The 19,653-nt window shown below is 41.5% G+C and carries 17 protein-coding genes; 8 read left to right on the top strand and 9 right to left on the bottom strand.

Going from position 1 to position 19,653, the window contains the following annotated elements; translation table 11 throughout:
* From BuS5_RS10745 to BuS5_RS10730, 4 genes are all read right to left on the bottom strand, one after another.
* The gene (locus BuS5_RS10745) at window positions 1–780 is read right to left on the bottom strand and encodes a Mut7-C RNAse domain-containing protein (RefSeq protein ID WP_084446131.1); all 780 of its coding nucleotides are present in this window, start codon (window positions 778–780) and stop codon (window positions 1–3) included.
* A gap of 24 nt (window positions 781–804) precedes the next feature.
* Window positions 805–1,587 (bottom strand): ATP-binding protein, encoded by a 783-nt coding sequence (locus BuS5_RS10740; RefSeq protein ID WP_027354471.1) that lies wholly within the window; start codon window positions 1,585–1,587, stop codon window positions 805–807.
* On the bottom strand, window positions 1,584–3,131 hold the full coding sequence (locus BuS5_RS10735) for a class I adenylate-forming enzyme family protein (protein ID WP_051374976.1): 1,548 nt from the start codon (window positions 3,129–3,131) through the stop codon (window positions 1,584–1,586). The genes BuS5_RS10740 and BuS5_RS10735 overlap by 4 nt, the downstream gene beginning before the upstream one ends.
* A 118-nt stretch (window positions 3,132–3,249) precedes the next feature.
* A complete protein-coding gene (locus BuS5_RS10730) occupies window positions 3,250–4,260 on the bottom strand; it encodes an integron integrase (RefSeq protein WP_051374975.1) in 1,011 nt (336 codons plus the stop codon).
* Between the two features lie 428 nt (window positions 4,261–4,688).
* Between BuS5_RS10730 and BuS5_RS10725 the strand changes: the two genes are divergently transcribed.
* Window positions 4,689–4,943, top strand: a complete 255-nt coding sequence (locus tag BuS5_RS10725) for a type II toxin-antitoxin system HicA family toxin (protein ID WP_027354470.1) — start codon at window positions 4,689–4,691, stop codon at window positions 4,941–4,943.
* On the top strand, window positions 4,943–5,167 hold the full coding sequence (locus tag BuS5_RS10720; protein WP_027354469.1) for a type II toxin-antitoxin system HicB family antitoxin: 225 nt from the start codon (window positions 4,943–4,945) through the stop codon (window positions 5,165–5,167). Before BuS5_RS10725 ends, BuS5_RS10720 begins: the two co-directional genes overlap by 1 nt.
* Before the next feature lie 99 nt (window positions 5,168–5,266).
* Here BuS5_RS10720 and BuS5_RS10715 read toward each other — a convergent pair whose 3' ends face one another.
* From BuS5_RS10715 to hutH, 3 genes are all read right to left on the bottom strand, one after another.
* Complete coding sequence (locus BuS5_RS10715) at window positions 5,267–6,271, bottom strand: transposase (RefSeq protein WP_274427652.1); 1,005 nt, start codon at window positions 6,269–6,271, stop codon at window positions 5,267–5,269.
* Between the two features lie 159 nt (window positions 6,272–6,430).
* On the bottom strand, window positions 6,431–6,694 hold the full coding sequence (locus tag BuS5_RS10710) for a transposase (protein ID WP_274427651.1): 264 nt from the start codon (window positions 6,692–6,694) through the stop codon (window positions 6,431–6,433).
* A gap of 367 nt (window positions 6,695–7,061) precedes the next feature.
* Entirely contained in the window at window positions 7,062–8,591 is a 1,530-nt protein-coding gene (hutH, locus tag BuS5_RS10705) for a histidine ammonia-lyase (protein ID WP_027355083.1), read from the bottom strand.
* Window positions 8,592–9,754: 1,163 nt separating this feature from the next.
* On the opposite strand from hutH, the gene BuS5_RS10700 reads away from it, so the two are divergent.
* Window positions 9,755–10,789, top strand: coding sequence for an IS1 family transposase (locus BuS5_RS10700; RefSeq protein WP_274427650.1), 1,035 nt, complete (start codon window positions 9,755–9,757; stop codon window positions 10,787–10,789).
* Window positions 10,790–10,935: 146 nt separating this feature from the next.
* Here BuS5_RS10700 and BuS5_RS10695 read toward each other — a convergent pair whose 3' ends face one another.
* Window positions 10,936–11,217 carry an FtsB family cell division protein gene (locus BuS5_RS10695; protein ID WP_027353283.1) on the bottom strand — a complete coding sequence of 94 codons (282 nt, stop codon included), beginning with the start codon at window positions 11,215–11,217 and terminating at the stop codon, window positions 10,936–10,938.
* On the bottom strand, window positions 11,214–12,812 hold the full coding sequence (gene murJ / locus BuS5_RS10690) for a murein biosynthesis integral membrane protein MurJ (protein ID WP_035264612.1): 1,599 nt from the start codon (window positions 12,810–12,812) through the stop codon (window positions 11,214–11,216). The genes BuS5_RS10695 and murJ overlap by 4 nt, the downstream gene beginning before the upstream one ends.
* Before the next feature lie 369 nt (window positions 12,813–13,181).
* On the opposite strand from murJ, the gene BuS5_RS10685 reads away from it, so the two are divergent.
* The 5 genes from BuS5_RS10685 (at window position 13,182) to BuS5_RS10665 (ending at window position 19,630) form a co-directional block, all read left to right on the top strand.
* Window positions 13,182–14,492, top strand: a complete 1,311-nt coding sequence (locus tag BuS5_RS10685; RefSeq protein WP_027353281.1) for an aminotransferase class I/II-fold pyridoxal phosphate-dependent enzyme — start codon at window positions 13,182–13,184, stop codon at window positions 14,490–14,492.
* A gap of 69 nt (window positions 14,493–14,561) precedes the next feature.
* The gene (locus BuS5_RS10680) at window positions 14,562–16,370 is read left to right on the top strand and encodes a chloride channel protein (RefSeq protein WP_051374629.1); all 1,809 of its coding nucleotides are present in this window, start codon (window positions 14,562–14,564) and stop codon (window positions 16,368–16,370) included.
* 20 nt (window positions 16,371–16,390) lie between these two features.
* On the top strand, window positions 16,391–17,407 hold the full coding sequence (locus BuS5_RS10675; RefSeq protein WP_051374628.1) for a hemolysin family protein: 1,017 nt from the start codon (window positions 16,391–16,393) through the stop codon (window positions 17,405–17,407).
* Window positions 17,404–18,657 (top strand): hemolysin family protein, encoded by a 1,254-nt coding sequence (locus BuS5_RS10670; RefSeq protein ID WP_027353279.1) that lies wholly within the window; start codon window positions 17,404–17,406, stop codon window positions 18,655–18,657. The genes BuS5_RS10675 and BuS5_RS10670 overlap by 4 nt, the downstream gene beginning before the upstream one ends.
* Complete coding sequence (locus BuS5_RS10665; RefSeq protein ID WP_157487333.1) at window positions 18,614–19,630, top strand: hypothetical protein; 1,017 nt, start codon at window positions 18,614–18,616, stop codon at window positions 19,628–19,630. Before BuS5_RS10670 ends, BuS5_RS10665 begins: the two co-directional genes overlap by 44 nt.
* The last annotated feature ends 23 nt before the right edge of the window (window positions 19,631–19,653 follow it).

Below are 19,653 nucleotides of genomic sequence, written 5' to 3'. Positions count from 1 at the left end.
TCAACCATTATCAATTGTATGGTTGACCAATGAAGGGGTTGTTGAAATACCAATGCGGGAGAGTCTTTTTTTCATTTCTTCATGATGAGTTCCCTGCCAGTAAATACGCTCACAGCGAGGACATATTTTAAAATGATCGAAATATTTAATAGTAAGAGGCTCCAGTCGGTCAATAATATCTTCTTTATTTACTATTAATGTTTTCCTGTTGCAGAGCAGGCATAATGAAAAGAGGTCAAAAGGCCCTTTCAGACCAAAATGATCAAGAACTTCTTTTAACTGGTCATCAGGAAAGATCGCCCTGACATGCCTGCCGAATATAATATTCTTTCTTTTAAGGAGCCCTATGTCCTTGCTCAGAAGGATTCTCTTTTCTTTCTCAACCTTTAAAGCAATCTCCTTATCGTCAAGATCAGGGGCGGACTCCGTGTCAAGGCCCAGAATTCTCAATAAAAGAGCAAGCTTGCCCACATTAAGATCCACAAAAAAAGAAACCCTGCTCAATGGTTCAGGCCGGAGCAGGGAAGAGATGGTTACATCAAACGGCACATCTACAGGATATACTTTAACTGCATCACGGCTTTTTGGGATAAAAGTGAAATCCACCTCTTTATCTTGAACGGATATACGGCCTATTTCCGTGTGGGGGACTCCGAGGGATTCTATTATATCTTTGATGGAAGCATTCCTGTCTCCAGGATAATCTATACTCCTGTTACGGTTTCCGGGTGACAGGAAACAGAAAAAAGCTTCAGAGAGGTTTATTGAAATAAACGGCATATTGCCTTCTGCTTTGATCAACCGTTAACCGTGAGTTTCAACCCTTCTTTTTTCGATCAAACTGCATACCGGATCGATTTCCGGGATATGTTCGGTAAGTTCCCGGCCTTCAAGACTTTTCAGAAAAATGGATTTGTTTTGGGGTATTTTTGTAATCACCCTCTCCTGGTCAATACCCGCAGTCATGGCTTCAATTACATTATCATCCACTTTATTCAAAATAAAAAATAAATCTATCTCTGCCTGATCCGCCATATCCCCCATCTTTTTTGCCAGCATGAATGATTCAAAGGAAGGGTCAACAATACTTAGAATTAAATCGCACTTTAAATCTATACCCCGGCCGAAATGCTCGACCCCTGCACCCGTATCAATGAGAATTATATCATGATCGCCAAGGGCAAGTTTGGAAAGAATCATTTTGGACAACACCCCCATGGGACACGCACATCCTTCGCCTGAAGTGTGAATTTTCCCTATGGAGAGCAGTTTGATGCCGCCGCTGATGTCACTCCTTTGTGTAACGCAATCAGCGGGAATTTCGTCTATTTTCATGTTATCCCTGAATAATTCACCAATACCCCCTGAAAGCGGGCTGTTCATCTTCTTTTTAAACTCTTTTTTCCCTCCAAGATTGTCCATAATGTTAACGGGCGCAGAAATGCCCATCAGCCGGTGCAAACCAAGATTTGATTCATCTGCATCAATCAGAACAACGTTAAACTTTCTCTCCTGAAGCGCCTGTGCAAGCAAAGCTGTTATTGTGCTTTTGCCGCTTCCGCCTTTGCCGCAAATTATAATTTTCATATTTTTTTACTCCTTGCGTATATTTTTTTTATTTCTTCTTTCATAATTTTTCCCATGGCATTTTTAGGCAGTTCTTTTAAAAAAAATATCTCCTTGGGGCATTTCCAGTCATGGAAATGTTTCCTGCAAAATTGCTGAATCGTTCCGGCATCAAGGCTTGTGTCGGATTTTACGACAACCGCAGCCATTACTCTTTCACCCCATTTTTCATCCGGCATGCCGATTACCGAGGACTCCAGGACATCCTCCAGCAGGTTTATAATTCCTTCTATCTCTTTGGGAGAGATATTTTCCCCTCCGGATATGATAATATGTTTGCATCGATCTGTTAGATAATAGTACCCGTTTTTATCAATTCTACCCAAATCACCTGTTCTGAACCAGCCTTTTTCAAATGCTTGTGCTGTTTCGTCGGGTTTGCGCCAGTAACCAGGGGTGATTGAAGGACCCTTAAGCCAGATTTCGCCCTCTTCACCAGGTGAAACATCTTTAAATGTTTCAAGATTTACAATCCTTACTTCAAGCCCCGGCATGGGCAACCCTATAGATCCAGGCTTCCTGGTACCGTGCAGGGGATTGGAAAAATTCATGCCGGTTTCAGACATACCCTCACGCTCAACCGGCTCCTGACCGAACAAAGCTTTTATCCTCTCAAAATCTTTTGCCGGCAGCGGCGCTGAACCTGATGTCCATAATCGCATATGGCTGAAATCGTATCTCTTGTTTCTTATAAAGTCCATCATTTTCACGTACATGGAAGGAACGGCCATAAAAATCGAGCAAACATGCCGGCCCTCTTTTTTGGAGAGCAGATTAATGACATTGTCGGGAGAGAATTCGTCCGGAATCAGCACATGTGAGCCTGCGACCAGTGCGGTATGAAGCGCGAAACAGAGACCATGCACATGAAAAAGGGGCAGGGCATGACAAAGAACATCGGTTTCGGATATTTCCCATTTTTTGATGATATTGCAGGCATCATGAATAAGGTTGCGCTGGGTGAGCAGGGCCCCCTTGGGTTTGCCGGTTGTTCCCGAAGTATAGATTATAAGCCCGTGATCATCCGGCCCTGGTTCAGGTTTCGGATCTGTAAGCATTATGGATGCCGGCCGGAACAGATCCAGATCCTGGTAAGGAATGGCAGTGTTTAGGAGCAGGGTTTTTATTTCATGATCTATCTCCTTGATCATTTTTTCATGCCTGATACCGCACAGAATCAGTTTGGTCTCTGTATCTTTAATAAAATAATAGAGTTCATTTTTTTTAAAACCCGGATTAAGGGGCACCGTAACGGCTCCAAGCCTTTGGAGCGCAAGATGCGCAACAACGAAAACTATTGATTTATCAAGATAAATGATGACCCGGTCCCCTTTTTCAATCCCCAGGTTAATCAAAGCGCCGGCCATACTGCTTGAATCCTGAATTAATTCCTTATAGGAAATTACGGTCTCAACAGAATTGCCCCTGAAAAAAGTCAGGGCGGTTTTGTTTCCGTGCTTGGAGAAATTATCTAAAAAAAAGCTGTTAAGCGAGTTATTTTTCATTTTGCTTTATTCAATTGCCCTTCGTACTGCAATGCTGATATTTATCAATTTTTAGATAAATAGTGCCTGAACCTGGTTTTCGTTCGGGCACTGCTCTGTGGAAATCTATATACTCGGTTCAATCGTTATCCAGATTATCCAGCGGACTTCCCAGGGTTTCGAAATTTGTAATCATCACATTGGTATAGATCATGGTTGTCCGCACGTCCGCGTGCCCTAAGAGTTCCTGCACTCGCCGAATATCCTTGCCAGCTTCCAGCATATGGGTTGCAAACGAATGACGGAGAACATGCGGGCCCACCCGCTTATTAATGCCTGCCTTTTTCGCGGCATTTGCAACCGCTTTCTGTAAACCGGTTTCATGGGCATGGTGTCGACGAATTTTTTTAGTCCTTGGATCTTTTGAATAATTCTTCGCGGGGAAAACCCATTGCCACAGCCACGACTTTCCAGCCCCCGAATATTTCTTTGCCAATGCATGCGGCATATATACATCCGCCCGTCCCTCCGCCAGGTCTTGCTCAAAAAGCTTTCGGACCCCTTTTAGATGCAACCGCAAGTCTTCCCGGATAGGCTTTGGCAAAACGGTTGCCCTGTCTTTTCCTCCCTTTCCGTCCCGCGCAATAATCTGATGATTTTCAAAATCTACATCCTTTACTCGAAGCCGTATACATTCCATCAGGCGCAAGCCTGAACCGTACAAGAGCTTTGCCATCAATTCCTTGGTTCCGCTGATGTGTTTAAAAAATTCACTGATCTCCGACTGACTCAACACCCTCGGCAGTCTTTTCTGCTTTTTCGAACGGGTCGCGTCGATGTAATCGTTAAGCGGCATGTCCAAAACATATTTGTAAAGAAAAATAATTGCATGAAGCGCCTGATTCTGTGTTGAAGGCGCCAGCTTTCTGTTAACAGCAAGATGACTTAAAAACCGCTCGATCTCCGGTTTACCCATTTCCCGAGGGTGCCGGGTCCCATTAAAACGGATATAATCCAATATCCATTTTATATACGTTTTTTCTGTCCGGATTGCGTAATGATGATAGTGCATTACCTCACGCACTTGATCTAAAAGCTTACCTGGTTTTGGGCGAAACCTCTCCTTTACATGTTCTTTCTTATATGCCATAATATATTCCTGTTAAATCTGTATTAATCAACAATATATCACATTATAAAGAGAATATATAGTGTTAACTCAACTTTCGGACTTGATGCAGATATATAATTTTATATAACTTCAAGATGTTATGTAGAAATATCTCTAAAATATAGTTTATAAAAACTCTTTTTAATGCTATAAAATTTGCGATTTTAGATATCTAACATATTGAAATTATTGAAGCACATTTTAACCCCGAAAGTTGAGTTTATAAAAGCTTTTTAGCCTTGAAAGGGCACAATATAATATTTCCCAGGGCGTTGCCCTGGGCTGGTATATTTAACCCCTTCAGGGTTTTGACTACCGAATTAACCGCAAACCAGAAAGTTGAAGTGTTAATATACAGATTTTTTTCTGCATATTACAATAGTTCGGTTTGGAAAAGTTCAAAATAAATGAACAGGAAAAAAATACTTCAAAAAATACTTTCTGGATCGAAAAACATAAAATTTTCTGATATGGTAAATCTTGTTAAAGGTTTTGGCTTCAATCTTTCAAGAACTGATGGAAGCCACCACATTTTCGTTCGACCAGGCATCCCGGAGCTTATTAATCTTCAAAATTTAAAAGGTCAGGCAAAACCATATCAAATTCGTCAATTTTTGAAACTTATCGAAAAGCATAATCTGAAATTGAAGGAGAATGAATAATGCGTGACTATCATATCAACATTTTCTATTCTGATGATGACGGTGGTTATATTGCTGACATCCCTGATCTTGAAGCATGTTCAGCATTCGGAGATACACCTGATGAGGCACTATGTGAAGTCCAAAAGGCCAAATCGCTATGGCTTGAGGCTGCCAAATCAAAGGGTAAGTCAATTCCACAACCTAAATATCGCCCGATTATTTATCAGGCACTATCTGCTTAATGATATAAAAGTAATTGATAAAATAAAATAACCGAACCAAGGCATAGAGAGGGACTGGGAAAAGGGCAGGTATGGGGACGTCTATGATATTATGTGTTTTTACCCTATCAACTCAAATCTGTTTTCTCTTTCAATTTTTTCACCCCTTATGGATGAACGACTTACCGCTGATTGGCATATATTCAGCTTTTTTCCAATTTCAATGGTTGTCATGCCGAGCTTTCGATGAGCCCAAAAACATAAAAGACTTCGCGCTTTAACTGTTGGCGGTGATTTCCCGAAAGCCGTTACCTGCTCAATCTCCATGCCCATCACTTCGGCAACCCGCTGTATTACCCGATTGAAATCATAACCTTTGGCTCTTAATTCATATTTCTGCTCAAATTCTTCTTCGGCGGCCTTTAAAACATTTTCAACAAAATCACTGTCACCTAAAATGCGTTCATCTCCCTTAACACGTATGCCTGCTTTGCGAAAATCTTTGAGAACCGACCAGCCGCCTATACTCCTTAATAATCCACCACCGGTAAGATCCTGCCGTTTACCTGCGCTTATACCTTTTTCCACAAACGCTCGATACCCTTTTATTGCCAATCTTTTTTTGCCGGAAAACAGTTTATAAACATAATCGATATTCTGCCATTCCTCACTGGCTTTATTCATCAGAACACTGTGACCGCACCACTTATATTTATCCAGGCTTTTCATATCTTCCACAAGACCCGCCCTCAACGGGTTTAAGTGGATATAACGCACCAATTCCTTTAGATATATATCTTCCTGGCATAAAATCGACTTGTACCTGTTTTGAAAAAGTTGACCGTGGCGACGGTATTTCTTATTGAACCATACCGCGTATCCGGTGAGCAAACGACTCATTAACACAGAAACCGGAATCAATCCGGTTTTTAATAATAAGTGGACGTGGTTTGGAATCAATACCCATGCAAAACACTCGGTTTGTGTTTCAGGAATCAAATTATTGAGCCGATTTAAAAAGTTTCTCCGATCATAATCTGATCTGAAAATTTTCTTACGTTCTATCCCCCTGACAATTATATGATGCAGTGCTCCAGGTGCATCTATTCTCGCTTTTCGTGCCATGTTTAAGATGTATCATATAATTATTTCTAAGTAAAGCATAATATCATAGACGTCCCTATACTTGTCCCTTAGACACCTGCAACAACTCACATTGCTTGTTGATACTGATATCGGGGTGACCCATATCTATCAGGTGTCTATGGTCAGGAACGGATTGTTTCAACCTTTTTTTAGCCAGTCATTCTCTACTTCGAGTTGACTGATCTTTTGGTATAGGACTTCTATCAATTTTTGATCATCATTTCCCTTCTTCTTTGTTGTCGAAAGGATTCCTGGTAATCTTTCTATGGCCTCCTTTTTCCATCTTGTGAGCAGTGAGCGATGAATCTCATACTTAGATGATAATTCTGCTACTGTCTCCTGTTCTTTCATAACATCAACGACAACTTTGGTTTTAAATTTTCCACTGTAATTTTTTCTCATGGACCTCCTTTTCTGGTGTCAAATTGAACCTGCCTTTACCACTTGTTTTGTAGCTTAGCAACTGGTTCAAATTTTGGGGTCCATTATAAATCATAACAACTTATCAACAATATACAAAGAACGTTATTGGCCTCCGATTTATGAATTAACGACAAAATAAAACTATAAATAACAAGTATATATCAATAAGTAGTGCCTGAAAGTATATGACTGGTTTTCCAATCCATATTCCTACTGCTGTTTATCTTTTCCCTCGGTATAGGATCTGCGTTTGGGCTTTCCAACATTGATCGGCTGGAGGTAAAGGCGGAAAATGCGATCTCCTAAAGTGCTTTCAGACCGCACCTCAGCCTTTTTTGAGCGAACCCTAAGCAATTGCCCCCACCTCTGCTTCCACAGCTTCCAGAATCTTTTCATTCTGTATAAGCTGTTTTAATGCTTCAATATCCTTGTATAGAATACGATCGTTATCCAGATGTTTTACCGTACTCCTGATTGCTCTGTATGCGGCCATAGTGCCTTTACCTGGTTTTATATTTGTAAAAAGGTCCATCGCCTGAGCGCCGCACAGCAATTCAATAGCAACGACATGCTCAGCATTCTTAACTATTTCCCTGCATTTTCTGGCTGCAATGGTTCCCATGGAAACATGATCTTCCTTATTGGCAGAGGTTGGAATGGAATCCACACTTGCAGGATGCGACAACACCTTGTTTTCGGAAACAAGCGCTGCAGCGGTATATTGAGCGATCATAAAACCGGAATTAAGTCCTCCGTCATTTACAAGAAACGCCGGCAGGCCGCTCAGCTTGGGGTTTACAAGACGTTCTATCCGCCGCTCTGATATATTCGCCAGTTCGGAAACGGCGATACCGAGAAAATCCATTGCAAGGGCTACCGGCTGACCGTGGAAATTTCCGCCCAGCAGAAAATCGCCGGATTCAGGAAAGATAAGGGGATTGTTTGTGGAAGAATTTATTTCTGTCTCAATTGTTTTCATCGCATATTCAATCGCATCCCGGCTGGCGCCATGCACTTGTGGCGAGCATCGTAATGTATATGCATCCTGGATACGCCCGCAGTCTTTGTGCGAGCTGATTATTTCACTATCATGAATAATTCGATCCATATTGCCGGCAGCCGTAATCTGCCCGGGATGGGGCCTGAGCTTATGTATTCTGGCGTCGAATTCCGTTCTGCTGCCCAGGAGTACTTCCAGGCTCATGGCCGCAGCAATATCTATAATCTTTGCCAGTCTCAGGGAGTCGTATACAGTCAGGCCCCCAATCCCGGTCATGACTTGAGTTCCGTTTAGAAGTGCAAGGCCTTCGCCTGCTTCAAGACTTAACGGCGACAGGCCGCATAACCGGAGGGCTTCTTTCCCCGACATACTGCAGTTTTTGTATCTTGCTTCTCCCAGGCCGATCAATACAAGTCCGAGATGTGCCAGGGGCGCAAGGTCGCCGCTGGCGCCCACTGACCCTTTTTCAGGAATCAAAGGGCAAACACCGCGGTTCAGAATCTCAACCAGAAAATTGACGGTTTCAAGCCGGATGCCTGAATTCCCCCGGGCCAGGTCTTTGATACGAAGTGCCAGCACAGCCCGGACAATCTCTTCATCAAACGGATTCCCTACACCGCATGCATGGCTCATAAGAATATTTTTTTGGAGCTTGCGGGTATCCAGACGTGATATCCTCACATCACTCAGGGCACCGAATCCGGTGGTAATTCCGTATACCGCCTTTTCTTCTTTTAACCATTGTTCCACCAGGTTGCGGGATGCAAGAATCCGTTTTTTTGAACCTTCAGTCAGTTTTACCTTAACCTGGTCCCTCGCGATGGATGCGAGTTCTTGTAATGACATCCCTTCCAAACCTATAAATTTTTTTTTCATATCCCCGCCGTCATATTATTTGTCGATCAATCATATTAAAACAAGTTAAATTTGCAGTTAAATCCAGCATATGATAAATTGATTAAACTTAATTATATTCCTTTATGTCAACAATTTTGAAGGTTGAAAAATGATTAATCATATTGATATATCAAGCGCAATGTTAATTCAACTGGAAGAAATTTTCAATAAACTGCCTGATCTCCCTGAATTTTCAATATCTTTGTTATTGCCGTTTTGAAAAGGAGGCTCATCTTTGCGATGAAACTCTTACCACTTGATCAACTGTGCCTTCATGAATTACCCATCTGCCCAAAGCATGGATTGACGAGAATAAAACCAAAACCGGTTATGAAATCAATTTCACCAAATATTTTTATGAGTTCAAGCCCCTGCGCTCGCTGGCGGAAATCAAGGCTGATATTCTGGCACTGGAAGAGAGTTTTCTGGTACTGAAAAAAACCGTTCTGGAGGATTGATAATGGATAATAGCATTAGCTATACACTATGCAGACAATTGAAATGGTATGATCGCGATTAATCGCGTCTCTATGGTGGGTTTAATGATGAAAAAATTCAAAAACCAGTAGGGAATGTTATTTCGGTGCAATAGAAAATGGAAATATGATAATTTCCGAAATCGGTCATATTGCCGGTAAATATTGGGCAGAAATCCCTAATCATTTTCCGTTTGTTCAATTGGGTAAATTTATCATTATGCCCAATCATGTTCATGGGATAATAATAATTGATAAATTGGATAATGATGGAAACGCTGTAGAGACGCAAAATTTTGCGTCTCTACCCCGACGACCGATAAGGCAGTGAAATTATTTATGTGACAATCTATGAATTTATTGATCCTTTTGTCTAAAAAAATGGGTAGTCCCTACAAAACAATGCAGGTGATTAAAAAGTGTCTCTGAAAACATGAATAAAAAAGATTTTTACTAAAAATTAAGATTGCTATAGACTAAAAAAGGGTGTTGCAAAGATTGCTATTATCGGTAGTTAAAACAAATAGTTACGCCATAATGGAAAAATGGGGTTTTTCTGGGTTAACTAATTGATTTTATTATCAAAGTTTTTTTATTTTGCAACACCCTTTAAAAGCAATATATTTTGTAGAGCACGGTTAAAACTCTATTCAAAGGATCGCAACCATGCAAAATACAGCAAATACAGCCCTAACACTTTTTTGTCCCAGGAAAAGCTGCAAATGTTATCAATCAACCGAGAACAAAATCACCAAGGATGGAGTTTACATAACAAAATCCGATTTTGAGCCAAGACAAATGTTTTACTGCAATGGTGGCAAACATAGATTCTCAGAAACAGGATATTCCGATCTTTTTGGAAAGCATGGCAGTTTTAAAGAATATGAGCAAACGGCAAAGCTAAACTCTTACGGCCTTGGCACTGATGCAATTGCCGATGTACTTCAAAAAGATCGAAGGACAATTGAACAACGGCAAAAAGCTATTGGGCAAAAAGGCCAGCAATTTCACCTATTTCTTTGTTTTACTATCGGACTTACCATTGTATTTCTCCAGATGGATGAACTATGGTCTTACCTTAAAAATAAAAGTCAACAATTATGGGTTTTTATCGCTCTTGAATCCACAACAAAATTCTGGATCGGTTTCGAGTTGGGTTCAAGAACAACTTACACTGCAAACCGTTTAGTAAAGGGCATTAAAAAGTTGGGCAAATGGGGAAAAGATAATATATTAAAGGTCGCTACAGATAAATTAGCGGCTTACAAAAATGCGCTCGAAAACATTATGTCTGAAATTCCTTATGCTTACCTGCAAATTGTTAAGCGCCGAATAAAGCGTCGGCTTGTAACAGTTAAAAAATATTTTGTAAAAGGTACTGTAAAAGATTTCCCTGGAAAAAGCCAAAACACCTCATTTATTGAGAGACTGAACCTTACCCTGAGGCAACATATCTCCTATCTTCAGAGAAAAACCCTGGGGTATTGCAAGAACAAGCTGAATTTTAGTAATGTAATGTGGATTAACTTATTCAACTATAATTACATACAATTTCATAAGAGCTTACGAATACGAATTAACAATGAAAACGAGAAATTTATAAAAAAGTATAACCATAATACACCGGCAATGCAGATGGGACTTACGAATTCTCCACTAAACTGGAGATATCTCATTACAGTCCCAATACCTTGTAAGTAGCTGATTTTTCGAACCTGCATTGTTTTGTAGGGACTACCGAATACTTCGAGTATTCAACCTTTAATGCGCCTTGCAGATGAACCAAAATCCTTCATAATCTTTGTCCAATTTATTTAATCTCCGATCCTAAGTTAATGACGGTTTTTTTAAGGTTTTACTTTTAATATGATATCATCTTTTCCTATCAGGCCCAATTCGTGTCTGGCCACAGATTCAATATAATCCTTGTCATACTTTAAGCGTTCAATTTCGCGGTAAAGGGCCAGGTTCCGGTTTTGAATTATATTATTTTTTTTAATAATCGTGTCCCGCTCTTGTTTAAGCAGGTTTAGCTCAAGCAGTCCGTTACTTCCAAATATGGCGGCCAGCATCAATACAAGGAGAAAACATATTATTAAAGGTAAAAAGATTTTTTTTGTTCCGTTCAATTTTTTCCATACCTTTGTTTTACTATTTCGAATACGGAAGCAAGTTCCCGGCTTTTAAGAAAAAAGGCTGATAATCCAAAGACAATAGCGCCCATTGTCACGGATACCGCAATTCCAGACAGAAGTTCTGTCAAGGTACTGTCTTGGGCTGATATAAGATGGATAGAAACATACCATACAATAGCTCCCATTATTATGGAAGATAGAGTTGTTTTGCAGGCTGAAACAGAAATGCTGCGCCAACCCAATGAACCGAGTTTTCTTTTTAATATTAGCAAGAGCAGACCGAGATTCAGCATTGATGATAGAGCTGTGGCCAGAGCCAGTCCTCCATGGGCAAGAGGTCCCATAAGAATGATTCCTAAAACAAGATTTGCAATAATCGAATAAACAGCCATTTTTGCAGGAGTTTTAGTATCCTGCAGAGCATAAAATGTGGAAACAACAATTCTTACCGAAGAAAAGGCCCATAATCCGGTGGAATAACATAAAAGAGCGAAGGCGGTTAATCGAACCGCCTCCGGACTGAAAGCCCCTCTTTTAAAAAGCAGCGCTACTATTGGCTCTCTTAAAACAATAAGACCGATCATAGACGGAATCGTTATAAAAAGTACCAGTTTCATGGCAAAGGTAAATGTTTTTTTAAAGTCCTTCATATCATTTGCAGCAGCCTGCCGGGAGAGACTGGGCAGTACGGCGGTGGCGGTGGCGATTGCAAAAATTCCAAGGGGAAACTGTACCAGACGGTCGGCATAATAGAGATAAGATACACTCCCTTCGGGAAGCAGTGATGCAAGAAGAGTTCCAATAAGAATGTTAATCTGGTAAACTGCCGCACCGAAGATGGCAGGCAGCATGAGCAGACCGATTTTTTTAAGCCCGGGATGAAAAAAGGTAGTTTTTTTCCAGAAATAGAATTTTTTTTTAATAAGAAACGGAATCTGGAGAGAGAGCTGTAGAATTCCACCTGCGATTACCCCTATGGCAAGTCCGACTACCGGATTTTCAAGATGGGGTGAAAGTATAAAAACAGAGCATATCATTGCAAAATTTAAAAAAACAGGGGCCAGTGCCGGGGCCGCGAAGTGATCAAGCACATTGAGTATGCCCATTGCAAGAGCAACCAGACCGATAAAGAAAATATAGGGAAACATTATCCGTGTAAGCAGGATGGTAAGGGAGAGTTTTTCAGGAGAATCGATAAATCCGGGCGCTATGAGACGTATGATTATGGGAGAGAGTAATATCCCGGTCATGGCGACGAGAACAAGTATAACAGAAAGGAGCCGCATGGCTGATCTTGCCATTTTAAAGGCTTCCTCGCTGCCCCGTTTGGCAAGATACTCACTGAATACAGGGATAAAGGCTATACTTAATGACCCTTCGGCGAAAAGTCTTCTGAGGAGATTCGGTATCCTGAAAGCCACAAAAAAAGCATCTGAACTGAGTCCTGCGCCAAAAAAATATGCTATCACAACGTCTCTGGCAAAGCCGAAAATTCGGCTTAAAAGTGTAGCGGCACCCACAACACCGGCTGCTTTGGCAACTCTCCTGTTTTCAGAAACAGGCTGCAATGAAAAATCTGTTTTTTGCATGAATCTATATCTGCCTATACAGCAATTAATCCTATAAATCTATAATTTTGAAATGTTTATTTTTTATGCGGCCTTAAGTCAAGCACTCAAATTTCTCCTTGACTTTTTTCAATTGAAAACATTAAGAAATCGCGTTATTATAATTTATTAACTAATGTCCATTTACGGACGACAACTTATATATAGATCGTCAGATAATTACCCGATTTTAAAATTGGGCACAAGGCCGGAGGAAGTAGGGGTTCAAAATCTTGAACCCCTACTCCGACGACCGATAACGCAGTGAAATTATTTATGTGGCAATCTATAATGTCCATTCACTGACGACAACTTATATAGATTGAAATAGTCTTGAGGAGTATTATATTAATGAATCCTATTGCAAAAGAGTTAAATCAGGTCATTCAAAACGGAAATCCCTTTTTGATGGAGATGCTGTCTGAAATCGGAAAAAATCTTTTTTTCCCTAAAGGTATTTTACTGCAGAGCGCCGAGGCTAAAGAAAAAGCGCATAAATTAAATGCTACCATAGGAATCGCCACGGAAGAGGGCAGCACTATGCATTTCCATTCAATTATGCATAATATTAAAAGTTTCCGTCCAAGAGAATCATTAACCTATGCGCCATCCTTGGGGATTTCCGAATTAAGGGAAGAGTGGCGGATGTCCCAGTTTAACAAGAATCCTTCCCTGGCAGGCAAGATGCTCAGTCTCCCGGTTGTCACATGCGGTATAACCCATGCAATCAGTGTTTTTGCAGATCTTTGGGTCGATCCCGGCGATGCAATTATTTTTCCTGATATGATGTGGGGTAACTATAATCTTATATTAAGTACAAGAAAAGGAGCCAGAATATCAAAATATGTCATGTTTGATGATAATGGCGGATTTAATCTAAAAGGTTTTGAAAAAAAGGTTAATGAAGAGGCTGAAAAAAACAGCAAAATTATTGTTATGCTGAATTTTCCAAACAATCCCACAGGGTATACCATTACCGAACAAGAGTGTGACGGTATAGTCAAAATTCTTGTAAAGACCGCGCAAAACGGAACCAACGTGATTGCCGTAGCGGATGATGCCTATTTCGGTCTTTTTTATGAGGAGAATATTCTAAAAGAATCGATTTTTGCTCATCTCGCAGACATACATCCAAGGCTGCTGGCTGTTAAGCTGGACGGAGCCACAAAGGAAAATTTTGTATGGGGCTTAAGGATCGGCTTTATTACATACGGGGGTAAGATAGAAAATAATGCCGAATCGGTTTATGATGCCCTGGTCAGGAAGACGGGAGGCACAGTAAGAGGTTCAATTTCCAATGCGTCGCATCTGGGCCAGTCTGTTGTATTGAGATCAATGAGAGATAAAGACTATCCTGCGGAAAAACAGGAGAAGTTTGATATACTTTGCAGGAGAGCCATACGCGTAAAAGAGGTACTTGGGTTTCCTAAATATCAGGAGGCATGGGACGTTTATCCTTTTAATTCGGGATATTTTATGTGTATAAGGCTTAAATCAACTGATGCTGAGGCTCTAAGAGTTCATATCCTCGATAAATACGGAGTCGGACTTATCTCGATGGGTCCCAGTAATCTCAGGGTTGCTTTTTCATGCCTTGAAGAGAAGGACATAGAAGAATTGTTTGATACTGTTCTTAAGGGAGTGGAAGACCTTGAAACTTGAAATTAGAAATTTGAAAAATTTTTATGATCATATCCGATTATATCCGATTATAACTGATTATAAAAAAAAATGATTAAAAAATGGTATAATTCAGCGGCCGGCAAAGGTAAGTGGTTGGATCTTGCCCTGGCCGGGAAATGGTCGTTTTATTTTATACTTATCGGTCTTATAGCGGGCCTGGGGGCTATTGCCTTTCATTATCTCTGCCAGATAGGTATCCATTTTTGTATGGATATGATGGCAGGATATCAGCCCCCTGCTCCGGCCGGTGAACATCATCTTTTCCAGCCCTCAGGCGCGAGCTTTAATCGAATAATTCTTCTTTTACTCCCTGCTTTCGGCGGGATATTAAGTGGATGGCTTGTTTATACTTTTGCTCCGGAAGCGGAAGGGCATGGAACTGATGCGGCCATCGACGCTTATCACAGGCGCGCGGGCTTTATCCGGGGAAGGGTGCCGTTTATTAAAACCCTGGCATCGGCCATTACCTTGACAAGCGGAGGTTCAGGGGGAAGAGAAGGGCCGATTGCACAGATCGGCGCCGGGTTCGGTTCTTTCCTGGCCACGACCCTGAAGTTGTCCGACCGACAGCGCCGGATTATGATGGCCGCCGGGATCGGCGCTGGTGTCGGCAGTATATTCCGAGCTCCGCTGGCAGGTGCCCTCTTTGCCGCTGAAGTCCTTTACCGGGATCCGGAATTCGAATCAGAAGTAATAATACCGGCAGGTATGTCATCGGTCGTTGCGTATTGTGTTTTTTGCCTCCAGTTCGGCTGGGGTTCTCTTTTTGATTCCCCTGATTTTGTATTCCGCAACCCTCTCGAACTTGGACCTTATGTGGTTTTAGCCTTTGTGCTTGCCATTACAGGCTTATTTTACATTAAAATTTTTTATGGTATTACAAAAATTTTTAAAGCCTTTAAAATTCCTAATCATATCAAACCTGCCATCGGCGGACTCTGTACCGGTATAATCGGTTATTTTTTGCCCCAGACCCTTGCATTCGGCTATGGTTTTGCACAAAAAACCCTTTATAATGAACTTGCAGTCGGCTTCCTTTTATGTTTGGCAATCGGCAAAATTTTTACAACTTCATTTTCCATAGGATCAGGAGGCAGCGGGGGCGTGTTCGGCCCTTCGATAGTGATAGGCGGAGCCATGGGCGGGGTGGTCGGCAAGCTTTTTCATCAAATTATGCCCGGAGTCGTGACCCATCCCGGAGCCTTTGTGGTTGTTGGGATGGCCGGTTTTTTTACTTCTGTTTCCAATACTCCCATTTCAACCATTATATTTGTAAGTGAAATGACAAATTCTTATCATCTGCTCTTGCCCAGCATGCTGGTATGTTCCGTAGCCTATTTGATTTCTAAAAAATGGACGATTTACGAAAAACAGGTTAAGAACAAGATTGATTCTCCGGCCCATACAGGTGAATTTTTTGTGGATGTGTTGCAGACCATAAAGATTAAAGACCTTATGCATCTCGTGCCAAAAGTAAGCCTTATCCCCCAGGATATGCCTTTCCTGGAATTTAAGAAATACTTTTCAAATACAAAGCAGCACTATTTTCCCATAATGGATAATGATAAAAGACTAATAGGAATATTTTCCAGCACGGATATCAGGGGCGTGCTCTTTTCACCCGACATTGAACACCTTGTTGTGATGAAGGATATTGCTGTTTCCGAAATAATCTTTACTACCCCGCAGGATGACCTGAATTCAGCCCTCCGTAAATTTACAACCAAGAATATCAACAGCCTGCCGGTTGTTCAGGAAGATGACCACGGAATCCTGTTAGGAATGCTTAACAGGAGGGAGGTTATTGCCTTTTACAACCAGAGAATAGAAAAAATGAAGAACAGGGCGGGCAAATAAAAAAATATTAAAGGCAAATTTTGGAAATTTCACTATATACTAATATAGCTATAATAATTTTTCTCCTGATCTTTTCGGGGTTTTTTTCAGGTTCGGAAGCGGCTCTTTTCTCTCTTACCACAATTCAACGTGGGCGTATCAAAAAAGGCGGCGGTAAACGAGCGATTATCATAGAAAAGCTTCTAAAGAATCCAAGAAGGCTTATAGTAACAATTCTGATCGGCAATGATATGGTTAATATTGCCGCTTCGGTTGTGGCTGCATATCTCTGTGTATCCCTTTTCGGCAGCCATGGCAAATGGGTTGCCATGGCTGCCATGACGCCCCTTACACTTGTATTTGCCGAAGTTATTCCTAAAACAGTTTCCATAAATAATAATGAGCGCCTGGTTCCCTTTATGTCCGGAATTATATACTCTTTTGCGGCTGTTATTGCGCCTTTGAGGTGGGCTTTTGACAGTATGGCGCAAATTTTTATAATATTAACAGGATCCGCAGGAGCAGGCCGCAGTTCGGCCATTATGGAAGATGATTTTCTTGATATGGTCAACCTTAGTCACGAAGGTGGTGAACTTAAGGGGGTGGAAAGAGATCTTATTCATAATGTATTTGAGTTCAGTGATGCCCATGTGTTTGAGGTCATGACTCCTTTGGATAAGATACTCTCTCTTTCCCATGATACCGAAGGTGATATAATAATAAGATGCGTGAAGAACAATCCTTTTTCACGCATTCCGGTTTATGAGCATAGTATCGACAACATTACAGGGGTACTCTATGTCAAGGACCTTTTAAGGTTTGATCTGAAAAAAATAAAGGGTAGGCGCAACATTTTGCAGAAGATAAGCAGGCGCCCCCTTTTTGTGCAGGAGACACAAAAGGTTGATGAACTCTTCCATACATTAAAGAATAGGCGTAAACATATGGCGATCTGTCTTAATGAACATGGGCATATTTCCGGGCTGGTTACCATGGAGGATCTGCTGGAAGAGCTGTTTGGTGAAATTTATGATGAATATGACAAGGTCGAGTTATGAGTTCCTGGCTTAACATATTGATAATATGCTGTTGTGTCATAATCCAGGGATTTTTTTCCGGCTCTGAAATGGTGTTGCTCTCTTCCAATAAGTTGAGGCTCAGGAGAGGGGTTGCCCAAGGTTCTAAAGGGGCCGTGCTGGCCCTTGAAATGATAAACAATCCACGCTGGTTCCTTTCCACCACCAGCACCGGCACCAATATGTTCGTTATTATATCATCGGTTGTAGCAGCAGTATGGTTTGAGTCTTTTTTCAAAACATACGGTGAGCTTTTAACTGTTATTATTATTTCCCCGGTTCTTTTAATGTTTGGGGAAATAATTCCCAGAACCATCTTTCAGCAGAAAGCAACGGAATTTGCTCCGCGGATCGCATATCCCCTTTGGATAGCTTCACGAATAATATCACCTGTTACACTGCTGGTTTTTCAGATCAGCAGGCTTTTTTACACAAGCCTCGGCAAGGAATCACTTAATAGGGAAGATTCCATTACAAGAGAAGAACTCGAACATATGCTGGTTACTCCAGGGCATGGAAGCGACCTTAAAAAAAAGGAACAGAAGCTTATAAAAAGGGTTTTTCATCTTGCAAAGTCGAAGGTCTCCGATGTGATGATTCCCCTTGTCCATGTGACCGCTGTTTCGGAAACCGGGTCGATTAAGGATGTGGTAAAAACAGTAAGACGCACAGGTTATTCCAGAATCCCTGTTTTTAAAGATAGAATCGATAATCTAATCGGTATTGTATATGCTTTTGATTTGCTGGATGCAACGGATGACCCGGCCATTATCAGTCGGTTTATAAGAAAGGTGCCTTTTGTGCCGGAGTCGAAGAGAGCTGATGAACTTATGCTTTTTATGCAGAAAACCGGGAATTCGATTGTCATTGTTGTTGATGAATATGGCGGATCAACAGGGATTATTACAATAGAAGACATCCTTGAAGAGGTGGTCGGGGAAATTAGTGACGAGTATGATCATGAAGTAAAGCAGTGGGTCAGGCTTTCTAAAAACAGGTTCCTTGTTAATGCGCGCATTGAAATAGAGGAGCTCAATGAGCGGCTTGGCCTTGATCTTCCGAAAGAAGGGTATGAAACAGCAGGCGGCTTTTTGCTGAAACAGATGGGCCGGATACCGCAAAGAGGAGAAACCTTTATGCACCAGGGTATAAGATTTACTGTCGCAAAATCGAGTTCAAGGTCGATTCATGAAATCGTTATTTCGCTGCCTGAAAAAGGGGCTGACACGTAGGGCAGGAATAGTAAACAGCAATATGGCGGATAAGATAAAAACAGGGCACAGACAAAGACTCAGAGACCGCTTCCTGGCGGGCGATACAGAGTCGCGTTCTGACGAAGTGTTGCTGGAACTGCTTCTCTCCTTTGCTATCGGACGCAAGGATGTCAAGCCGCTCGCTGAAGAGCTTATTCGGATTTTTGGCAATCTCTCCCAAGTATTTTCCGCTACAAAAGATGACCTGGGCAAGGTGAAAGGCATAGGGCAATCGTCAATCGCCCTGCTTAAGCTGGTTGAGTTCATTCGAGTCGAAAACAGGTCTATTGAAACAATGCCTTTACGCTCAAAAGTGGCGCCGGAAGCTACTCAACAGAAATTGTTTGAGAACCTGCCGGATGAACAAATCACGGATGATGCATCGATAACGGGAGATAGTGTTTCCAAGACTCCAAACATGGCAGATGGCTCTATAATACCATTAGATTCAGCACGAACTTCAAATAAAAAAACCACAGCCGGAAAAAGTATACGACGTAAATTTCAGGTTAGTCGGAGTCATGTTTTAGAATTTAATCACTTTGCACGCATCCTTAGCTTTCTCTATGACAATAGGAGAGAAAAAAGGATAAGTAGGCATCTCCTTATTAAAAATTCCGGCCTCCCGGATGGACAGGTAGCAAGTTTAATCAGCATAGGGGCCTCCATGGGTTTGATTCAGGCTGGTGGCCAGATTCTTACGCCAACAGGTTTGATGATCGCGGAACATGATATTTTTTTTGAGAATCAGGGTACTCTTGAGTGGTGTCATTACAAAGGCGCGGGCTCATATCAAAATTTGGTCTGGTTTGAGATATTTAATCACCTTTTGGTAGAGGAGGCCGCCGCTACACCAAATTTGCCCCTCTATTTCTCAGCTTCAGCGAATCGAGACGCAATGCGTCTTGAATCCGGAGCCGTCAAAAAGATTCCGCAGTGCGGAGTGAATTAACATGGACACATTATTGAAGGAAA

It is taken from the genome of Desulfosarcina sp. BuS5 (assembly GCF_028752835.1).
In the GTDB taxonomy this organism is placed as follows: Bacteria; Desulfobacterota; Desulfobacteria; order Desulfobacterales; family BuS5; genus BuS5.
The sequence above is the reverse complement of the archived record's forward strand: the minus strand, read 5'-3'. Positions and strand labels throughout refer to the sequence as shown.